The sequence below is a fragment of the Streptomyces sp. NPDC041200 genome, from assembly GCF_055591805.1.
The window spans coordinates 1-6,583 of record NZ_JBVIZF010000097.1 but is presented as its reverse complement, the minus strand read 5'-3'; the positions used below and the strand labels follow the sequence as shown (position 1 = coordinate 6,583).

Below are 6,583 nucleotides of genomic sequence, written 5' to 3'. Positions count from 1 at the left end.
CAGGCCCTGGCGGACCCTGCCGGGCATGCGACCTGGGGCGCCTCGGTCGACTCAGGCACCGCGCGGGCGCACCAGCACGCCGCTGGCGCCCGGAAGGACGGCGCCGCACAGACGGAGCCGCCCGGCGGGGACGGCGCCCCCGAGCCCGCCGATCACGCCCTGTGCCGGTCCAGGGGCGGCCTGACCTGCACGTTCCATCTGGCATGCGAGCAGGTCCAGAAGCCACTGGCGATCATCGTCAGTGCGGGCCAGCGCGGTGACAGCCCGCGGTTCACCGTCATCCTGGACGCGATCCGGGTCGCCCCGCCGGGCGGCGGCAGGCCCAGGACCAGGCCGGACAGGGTCCTGGCCGACAAGGCCTACGCCCCCCGGGCCAACCGCGCCTGGCTCCGCCGCCGGAAAATCCGCTGCACCATCCCGGAAAAGGCCGACCAGGTCGCCAACCGCAAGAAGGAGGGCAGCCCAGGAGGCCGCCGCCCCGCCTTCGACCCCGAGAAGTACAAGGAGCGGCACGCCGTCGGGTGCCGCATCAACCGCCGCAAGCACAACGGGGCAGCCGCCACCAGATACGACAAGCTCGCCGTCCGCTACGAAGCCACCCTTCACACCGCCGCCATCGGCGAATGGCTACGCCCCCTCACCCGCACTTCTCGAACACTGCCTAGCGCACCCCGGCGGCGTACCGGGCGCCCGGGCGGTCCTTGATGCCGACCAGCATGGAGTAACCGCCCATCAGGGGTTCCGCCCAGGTGCTGCCGAACCCCGCCTCCGCCATCCAGGACCGGCCGTCCGCCGCGGTGTATTCGAACCCGGCAACGGACTCGATCAGCATGTTCAGGCTGGCCAGCAGGCCGAAGGTGTTCCGTCGCCGCTCGTCGTCGATGATCGCGTCGTAGATGAGCACCGCTCCCCCGGAGGGCAGGACGTCGTACGCCTTCTTCAGCAGCAGGCGCTTCTCATCCAGCCCCCAGCCGTGCAGGATCTGGCCCAGCACGATGACATCGGCGGTGGGCAGGTCGTCCGCGAAGAAGTCGCCGCCGTGGAAGGTGATGCGCTCGGTGAGGCCCCAGGACGCCACGTGCTTGTCGAAGACCGGCCGCACCCGGGGCAGTTCGAAGACGCCGCCGCTGATGTGAGGGTGGCGCTGCGCCACCGCCACCGGGACACAGCCCAGGGCGCCGCCGACGTCGAGCAGCGTTCGGTAATCACCCCAGGGGAATTTCTCGGCTATCACCTGCGCCATTCCCATGCTGATCCCGGTCATGCCGTGCAGGAATCGTTCGAGACCTGCCTCATCGCGGTAAATGGCATCGTAGACGTCTCCGCCGTGCTTCTGCTCGTTCTGCGGCTTTCCGGTGCGCAATGCCTCGGTGAGCGATCCCCAGAACGGATAGAGACGGCTGTTCGCCATCTCCAGGACTCCGCCGATGTACGTGCCCTTCTCCCGGTCGAGGAACGCGTCGGCGCTCGGGCTGTTGCGGTACTCGTTTCCCGTTCTCTCCAGGAACCCCAGGGCGACCAGCGCGTCCAGGAAGTCCGCCGCGCCCCGCGGATGCAGACCCAGCGATCCCGCCAGATCGCCGCCCTCGCACGGGCCTTTGGCGAGCCGGGTGAACACATCGAGTTCCACGGCGGTGAGCAGGGTTTTCGACGCCATGTAACCGAGCCCCACCTGCAGAATGGGTTCCGGACTGATCTCGTGTGACATGAATTTTCCTTGCCGTTCTTCCAGCCATGAGCGCATACGGCACTCGGCCGGTATGATCGCGGACTTTTATACGCTACCGCCCAGTTGGAAAGCCGGGCGACCCACAGACTGAGTCCGGTGACGATCACGCGTTTTCGCCATCAAGTCGCGTACGCGGTATGCACCTTGACACCACTGATGACAGCGCTTTCTATGGCGTGATGACGACCTCTGGACGACGATCCGTCAGACCCGGCCGACGACCGCTCGGCCTGCTCACGGCCGCCGCCCTCGGCGCCGCCGCCACGCTCACGGCACTCCCCGCCCCCGCTTCCGCCTCCCCCTCCGCACCGGCCACGGCGGCCGTCTCGGGCACCACCTATTACGTCGACTCCCGGTCCGGGCACGACGACGCGTCCGGCACCAGCGTCCGCGCGGCATGGCGCAGCCTGGAGCGGATCGGGCACACGACGTTCCGGCCCGGCGACCGCATCCTGCTGAAGGGCGGCGGCTCCTGGAAGGGCCAGTTGTGGCCCAAGGGCTCGGGCGAGAAGAACCGGCCCATCACGATCGGCCGTTACGGTGCGGGACCCAAGCCCCGGATCCGCGGGGAGGGCCAGGTCGATGACGCGGTGCGGCTGTTCAACCAGGAGTACTGGGAGATCCGCGATCTCGACGTCAGCAACGCGCTGCCCGCCACGGGGACTCCGGGCGAGAATCTGCGCGATCTGCGCGGCATCCATGTGTCGGGGGACGACTCCCGGCAACTGGACCACTTCGTGATCGACAGGGTCGATGTCCACGATGTCACCGGCGAGGTGAACTGGATCAGCGGCGACACCGCGGGCAACGCCCCGGGCGTGCGCTTCAAGACCGGATGGGACCGGTCGAAGAAGACCGGCGGCATCGTCTTCGACACCACGGTGCCCGACATCACCGCGCCACCCGCCGCCGCGACCGTGCTGAACGATGTGCGGGTGCAGAACTCCACGGTGCGCAACACCTCGTTCGCGGGCATCGTCGTGAAGCAGTACACCGGCGACGTGAAGGACGCCGATGGCAATCCGGTCGCCAAGCCGACCGGCTGGGGCACCCGGACCTCGGCGGCCGACACCACGTTCACCCCGCACACGGACATCACCATCCGGAACAACTACCTCTCCCAGGGCGGCACCGCCTACGGCTGCAACGCCATGTATCTGACCAACGTGCGCGGCGCGCTGGTCGACCGCAACGTGGTTGACCAGGCGGGGACGTCGGGCATCGAGGCGTACTACGCGGACGACGTGGTGATCCAGCGCAACGAGGTGTACCGCACGGAGCGCAAGGCCGGAGGCGCGGACTCCAACGGCATCGACGCCGACAAGGGCACCACGCGGGTGGTCATCCAGTACAACTTCGCCCATGACAACGGCGATGGGATCCTGCTCTGCCAGTTCGCCTTCGGCGACGTCGTGGTGCGGTACAACGTCCTGAACGGGAACTCCCGCTATCCGCTGTATCTGCATTCGGACAAGGCGGCGTCGGCCGAGGTCTACAACAACACGGTGCACAACGCGACGAGCAAGTACCTCGTCTACGGCTACGGCTCCTCACTGAACGCGCGCTACGACCTGCACGACAACGTGTTCTCCTCGGCGGTCCCCGACGCGACCCTGACGACCAGCCCGACCATCACCTACGACCGCAACTTCTACGGCGGCGCCCCGCTGCCGGTGCCCGCCACGGACGGCAACGCCCGCACGGGCGACCCGCTGTTCGTCGACCCGGCCGTCTCCGGCCCGTACGGCACCCCCACCAGCGGCCCGCAGCTGCGCACCGGCCTGGCCTTCGCTCCCCGCCCGGGCTCCCCCCTGATCGACACCGGCGCGCCCACCCCCGACAACGGCGGCCGCGACTACCGGGGCACCCCGCTCTACGACGGCGCGCCCGACCTCGGCGCGATCGAGGGCCCCCGTTGATCGCCGCCGGTTGTCAGTGGTGCCTCGTACCGTGAGGGCATGACGAAGATGGAGACCGGGACACTCGATCCGATGGAACGGCTGCTCGCCGAGCGCGCCTGTGAGCGTCTGATCGTGGAGTTCCTGCGGCGGCTCGATCTGGGCGAACCGGGCACGGTGGCACAGTTGTTCACCGCCGACGGGATATGGGAGTGGCCCGCCGGGGATCGTCTGGTGCGGGGGCGGGAGGCGCTGGGCGAGTATTTCGCCTCGCGGCCCGCGGACCGGTTGTCGCGTCGGCTGTGTTCCAACGTCCTGGTCACCGTGGACTCCGCGACGACGGCGGCTGCGACGTCGTATTTCGCGACGTACCGGGTCGACGGCTACCGCGGCGGGATCGTCCCGCCGCGGCCGCCGGTCAATGTGGGGCATTACGAGGACACGTTCCGCCGGGTGGAGGGGCGGTGGCTGCTGGCCTCGCGCACGACGCATCTGGCCTTCGGCGGGGAGACGGAGCGGCTCGTGGACGCGGAGCGGTCCTGAGGGCCCGGCGTCAGGTCAGCCGTCTTCCGCGTCCGCGCCGCAGCGGTGGCAGCGGTCGAAAGCGGCGGTGTCCTGGAGGGCACCGCAGGCGGGGCAGACGCGGTCCAGCCAGCATGCGGCGTCCCCGCCTTCGGGCTCGGCGGGCGCGTGGTCCGAGGGCTGACAGGCCGGGGGCTGGCGGGGGTCCGTGTCGCTCATCGCCGGTGTCCTACTCTCCGAGGCGCTGGGATGGGCTATCAGGGTGCCATGCGGAAGATAGATCGGATCTATGGAGCAGCTTGAGGCATTGATTGACCGTCAATCGGTCCCACCTCTCCCCAGTTGTCGGATGAATCGGTAACGTGTCCGCTTCGGGAGGCAAACATGGAGAGATCTGTCAGACGCTCCGCCCTCGTCCTGCTCGTCTGCGGCGCCCTGGCCATGACGCTGTTCGGCACGGGCCCGGCGCAAGCGCGGGGACAGGCGAAGGACTCCGGGTGGACGGTGAGCGGTCCCCTCACGAACGGCGCGTCGTCACGCCCGGACCCCGGCCCGCTCGCCCGGCTGCGGCTCGACCGGGACTCGGGCGCGCTGACGCTTCAGGTGTCCCGAGCCGGTCGTACGGTGGTCGAGCCCTCGCCCGTGGGCATCGTCACCGAGCGGGCGGACCTGTCGCGCGGCCTGCGGTTCCTGGGCCGCAGCGACCGTACGGTGGCCGAGCGGTACCGGTCCACGGTCGGCAAGGAGCGCTCGCGCACGGTCCGTATGACCGAGGCGCGCTTCCGGTTCCGGGGCAGCGGCGGCGCCCGGCTGGACCTGCTGGTGCGGGCGTCCGCCGACGGGATCGCCTACCGCTACGTCCTGCCGTCCGGCAGCGGTGATGTGCTGAACGAGACCTCGGCGTTCACCCTGCCCGCGGACGCGGACGCGTGGCTCGGCACCTACCGCAAGGACAACGAGAACCTGTTCAAGCAGTACACCGCGGCGACGGCGCCCGCCGGTGAGTACATGACGCAGGCCCTGTTCGAGACGGGCGGCGTCTACACCCTGATCGCCGAATCGGACCTCACCGGCCGCTACTCCGCGGCCCGCCTGGTCCACGAGGAGGGCCAGCCGACGTACCGCATCGGGCTGTGGGACCAGCGGGTCGAGTCCGACGGTCCGCTCAGCACTCCGTGGCGCGCGATGGTCGTGGGCGACCTGGCGACGGTCACCGAGTCCACCTTCACCGACGATCTGGCCCCCGCGTCGAAGGTCGCCGACACGTCGTGGATCCGGCCCGGGCCCGCGCTGTGGACCTGGCTCGCGGGCGGGCGTCCGGCCGGGCAGAGCCTGTCGATGCAGAAGGGGTACGTGGACTACGCGGCAGCCCGCGGCTGGCCGTACGTGGTGGTGGACGCGGGCTGGTACTTCGACCCAAAGCAGTGGGACGTCACCGACCCCGACTGGCAGCGCAACAGCTGGATTCCGGAGCTGGTCCGGTACGCCGAAGAGCGCAACGTGGGCATCCAGGTCTGGATCCACCAGCGCGATCTGGACACCGCGGAGGAGCGCGAGCGGTGGCTGCCGACCCTGGAGAAGTGGGGCGTGAAGGGGGTGAAGATCGACTTCATGGACTCCGAGTCGCAGGCGACGCTGCGCTGGTACGACGAGATCCTTCCGGCCACCGCGGCCCACCATCTGCTCGTCAACTTCCATGGCTCGACCATCCCCAAGGGCATCCAGCGGACCTGGCCGCAGGTGATGACGCTGGAGGGCGTCAACGGCGAGGAGAAGCGGGTGAACACCTCGCAGCATCTGACGACGCTCCCGTTCACCCGCAACGTCATCGGCTCGATGGACTTCACCCCGGGCGCCTTCCAGCGGGCCGAGCGCCCCAACGCGGCGTCGGACGCGGGCGAGCTGGGGCTGTCGGTGCTGTACGAGTCGGGGATCCAGAACCTGGCGGGCACCCCGGAGTCGTACGACGCCCGTCCGCGGGCCCGGCGCTTCCTGGAGCAGATACCCGCCTCCTGGGACCGCACCCGGCTGCTGGCGGGGCGGCCCGGGGAGAGCGCGGTGCTCGCGCGCGAGAAGGGCGGGCGCTGGTTCATCGGTGGCATCTTCGCCGGTGACGCGCACACCGCCGCCGTGCCGCTGCGGCTGGGCGAGGGGAAGTGGCTGGTCGACCTCGTCCTCGACGGAGCGGACGGTCTGGTGCGCGCGCCACGGGTGGTGCGCGGCGGGGACACCGTGTCCGTCCCTGTGGTGAAGGACGGCGGCTTCGCCGCCATCGCCTGCCGCTGGCGCCCCGGCGTCACCAGCTGCGACCGGTCCTGACGCGCGCGGTGGCGGGGGGGAAATATATATAGGGATCGCGGGGTCGTTTCGCCCCCAGCAACGTGGAAAGGCACGGCTCTGCCCCCAACCACCTCCCCGTATCCACACAGCACAC

At 69.8% G+C, this 6,583-nt stretch carries 6 protein-coding genes; 4 read left to right on the top strand and 2 right to left on the bottom strand.

Going from position 1 to position 6,583, the window contains the following annotated elements; translation table 11 throughout:
• A partial coding sequence (locus ACZ6CL_RS42605) for an IS5 family transposase (protein WP_468946883.1) occupies nt 1–705 on the top strand: 705 nt, incomplete at its 5' end.
• Here the strand turns inward: ACZ6CL_RS42605 and ACZ6CL_RS42600 are convergent.
• Entirely contained in the window at nt 662–1,708 is a 1,047-nt protein-coding gene (locus ACZ6CL_RS42600; RefSeq protein ID WP_468946880.1) for a methyltransferase, read from the bottom strand. The two genes, ACZ6CL_RS42605 and ACZ6CL_RS42600, sit on opposite strands and share 44 nt — an antisense overlap.
• 200 nt (nt 1,709–1,908) lie before the next feature.
• On the opposite strand from ACZ6CL_RS42600, the gene ACZ6CL_RS42595 reads away from it, so the two are divergent.
• Together ACZ6CL_RS42595 and ACZ6CL_RS42590 are read left to right on the top strand one after the other, a co-directional pair.
• Nucleotides 1,909–3,648 carry a right-handed parallel beta-helix repeat-containing protein gene (locus ACZ6CL_RS42595; protein WP_468946878.1) on the top strand — a complete coding sequence of 580 codons (1,740 nt, stop codon included), beginning with the start codon at nt 1,909–1,911 and terminating at the stop codon, nt 3,646–3,648.
• Between the two features lie 48 nt (nt 3,649–3,696).
• Nucleotides 3,697–4,170, top strand: a complete 474-nt coding sequence (locus ACZ6CL_RS42590) for a nuclear transport factor 2 family protein (RefSeq protein ID WP_468946885.1) — start codon at nt 3,697–3,699, stop codon at nt 4,168–4,170.
• A gap of 15 nt (nt 4,171–4,185) precedes the next feature.
• On the opposite strand, the gene ACZ6CL_RS42585 is transcribed toward ACZ6CL_RS42590, so the two are convergent.
• Nucleotides 4,186–4,368: a hypothetical protein gene (locus ACZ6CL_RS42585; RefSeq protein ID WP_468946875.1), complete on the bottom strand. Its 183-nt coding sequence runs from the start codon at nt 4,366–4,368 to the stop codon at nt 4,186–4,188.
• A 165-nt stretch (nt 4,369–4,533) separates the two neighbouring features.
• Here ACZ6CL_RS42585 and ACZ6CL_RS42580 point away from each other — a divergent pair, with 165 nt between their 5' ends.
• Complete coding sequence (locus ACZ6CL_RS42580; RefSeq protein ID WP_468946873.1) at nt 4,534–6,468, top strand: glycoside hydrolase family 97 protein; 1,935 nt, start codon at nt 4,534–4,536, stop codon at nt 6,466–6,468.
• Nucleotides 6,469–6,583 lie beyond the last annotated feature (115 nt).

Excerpts from the sequence above, each read along its gene's own strand:
- ACZ6CL_RS42600 (WP_468946880.1), bottom strand. The coding sequence starts at position 1,708 with ATGTCACACGAGATCAGTCCGGAACCCATTCTGCAGGTGGGGCTCGGT.
- ACZ6CL_RS42595 (WP_468946878.1), top strand. The coding sequence starts at position 1,909 with ATGACGACCTCTGGACGACGATCCGTCAGACCCGGCCGACGACCGCTC.
- ACZ6CL_RS42590 (WP_468946885.1), top strand. The coding sequence starts at position 3,697 with ATGGAGACCGGGACACTCGATCCGATGGAACGGCTGCTCGCCGAGCGC.
- ACZ6CL_RS42585 (WP_468946875.1), bottom strand. The coding sequence starts at position 4,368 with ATGAGCGACACGGACCCCCGCCAGCCCCCGGCCTGTCAGCCCTCGGAC.
- ACZ6CL_RS42580 (WP_468946873.1), top strand. The coding sequence starts at position 4,534 with ATGGAGAGATCTGTCAGACGCTCCGCCCTCGTCCTGCTCGTCTGCGGC.